Source organism: Nocardia sp. BSTN01, from assembly GCF_015354405.1.
Taxonomy (GTDB): Bacteria; Actinomycetota; Actinomycetes; order Mycobacteriales; family Mycobacteriaceae; genus Nocardia.
In genome coordinates this window covers 1-1,996 of sequence record NZ_JADKYP010000138.1, presented here as the reverse complement: position 1 = coordinate 1,996, position 1,996 = coordinate 1, and the positions used below count along the sequence as shown (strand labels likewise).

General features: G+C 65.4%; 3 protein-coding genes. 1 reads left to right on the top strand and 2 read right to left on the bottom strand.

Going from position 1 to position 1,996, the window contains the following annotated elements; all coding sequences use genetic code 11:
• The coding region (locus IRT45_RS36155) for a C40 family peptidase (protein ID WP_194810242.1) at nucleotides 1-378 on the top strand (378 nt) is incomplete at its 5' end.
• Nucleotides 379-386: 8 nt separating this feature from the next.
• Here IRT45_RS36155 and IRT45_RS36150 read toward each other — a convergent pair.
• Together IRT45_RS36150 and IRT45_RS36145 are read right to left on the bottom strand one after the other, a co-directional pair.
• Nucleotides 387-1,418 (bottom strand): transglycosylase SLT domain-containing protein, encoded by a 1,032-nt coding sequence (locus IRT45_RS36150; RefSeq protein ID WP_309241311.1) that lies wholly within the window; start codon nucleotides 1,416-1,418, stop codon nucleotides 387-389.
• 194 nt (nucleotides 1,419-1,612) lie between these two features.
• Nucleotides 1,613-1,996, bottom strand: a 384-nt coding sequence (locus IRT45_RS36145) for a transglycosylase SLT domain-containing protein (protein ID WP_194810241.1), incomplete at its 5' end; no start/stop codon positions are given.

The following is a 1,996-nucleotide window of genomic DNA, read 5'->3' as shown; positions in this document are numbered from 1 at the left end:
AAGACGGCCTCCGGGACCTCGGCCAAAGCGCAGCAGGCCATTCAGACCGCGCTCAGCAAACTGGGTGCGCGCTACGTCTGGGGTGCCGAGGGGCCCAACGAGTTCGACTGTTCCGGCCTCACGCAGTACGCGGCGAAGTCGGCGGGGGTCAATATCCCGCGAACGGCGGACCTGCAGTACCAGCAGCTCCCGAAGGTGGCGCCGAATCAGATCAGGCCCGGTGACCTGATTTTCCCCGATGCCGAGTTCAACAACGGCAGCCCGGGGCACGTCATGATGTACATCGGCAACGGTCAAGTGGTGGAGGCGCCGAATTCCAAATCGGTTGTGCGCATTCAGCCGCTACCCAAGAGCTTTCACGCCAGCCGCTGGTCCTGATCGGGCTCTCAGTATCCGACGTACGAGCCGCCGCCGTGCAGATTGGCTACGCCCGGCACATTGCTCACCGAACCGTAGCGGTCGATGGAGTACCGCACGCCGGCGATGATGTTGTCGATCGGATTCCAGATATCCCGATGTCCTGGGAGCGCGTAGGCGTTGAACGTCGAATCGATCGTCTGCATCAAGCCTTTCGACGGATGACCGGCCACGGCATTGCTGTCCCACAGGTTGATCGCATGCGGATTGCCGGAGGATTCGTGGGCAATGATCGTCGCGATGGCGCCCGGATCTATCCGGCTGATGTCGTATCCGTTCTGCGCCAGAATCTGGAGCGCCTGGTTGATCCACACGCCAGTTTCCCCGGCTGGCATGGCCGACGGAGGTCCGGACGATCCCGCACCGCCCGCACGGTGGACCACCCTGGACGGATGCGAGTCCTGGACGTATCTGGCAGCCAGTGCCTGGATTCGCTGTGAGTCCAGTGCTGCCGCGATGCGGCTGTGGTCCACCGTATTTCCGGCCCGGGCCAGTGCATCGCCGAGCGTGACCATCACCTGTCGCCGGCCGGCGGCGGTATTGCTCACCGGCCCGAGGGCGGTGAGCGCGGCGTCCACCTCGGCGATAATGGCCGCCATGGTGGCCCGGCCACGCGCGCTGGTATCGACGGTGTCGCCGAGGACTCGCGACAGTTCGGCGTTGAGATCACCGATCGCGCTGTCACGTTCGGCGCGGGCGGTATTGCTCGCTGCGTAACCGGAGCCGAGGCCGCCGTCCCAGGCGATCGGGCCAGTTGGCGCGCCGTTGCCGGTCATCGGTGGTGCGTAGGGTTGTCCGGTGTCGGCGGTCGGCGTACCGGAACCGAAGCCGGCCGCCATGGTGGTCAGGCTGGTGAGGGCCGCGATGGCCATGGGTGTCGAGGTGCTGTGGGCGGCAAGGATATCCGAGTGGACGGCGGGCGCGGCGGCGGCGGGTGCGGAGCGAGCTTGCGCGATGGCCGCTGCCGCCGAATCATTCGTCGCCGCAGTCGATTTCGTCACCGAAGGCACGGCAGGCCCGGACACCGGGACCGTGCTCGGGCGCTGGTGTCGTCGTTCGCGCCGATCGGCCGGTGCGGTCGTCGCCACACCGGGCCGGGTCAGCGTCCACTCGTCGGCGGGATTGTCCGAACCCGACCGCTGCTCAGCGGATTTCGATCTCCGAGGTTCGGGTGAACGAGGCTGGGTCGGTTCCATCAGTACGCCACGTAGGCCCGGCCGTTGCGTACCGCCTCGACGCCCGGCACATTGCTGACGGATCCGTAGACGTCGATCGCGTAGCGGACACCGGCAACGATATTGTCCACGGGGTCGGAGATATTCTTGTGGCCCGGTGCCGCATATTTGTCGAAATTCGGCTGAATTATCTGCATCAGCCCCGTGGAGGGCGTGCCGTTCTTCGCGTTTATGTCGTCGTTGTTGACGGCTCCGGGGTTACCGCTGCTCTCGTAGTGGATGATGATCGCTATCGCTTCGGGATCTATCTTGCCGGTGTCGTATCCCAATCCCTGCAACACCTGCATCGCCTGCTGAATCCATTGGCCCACAGTGCCTCCCACGGTCTTGGCGCCCGAGCCGCC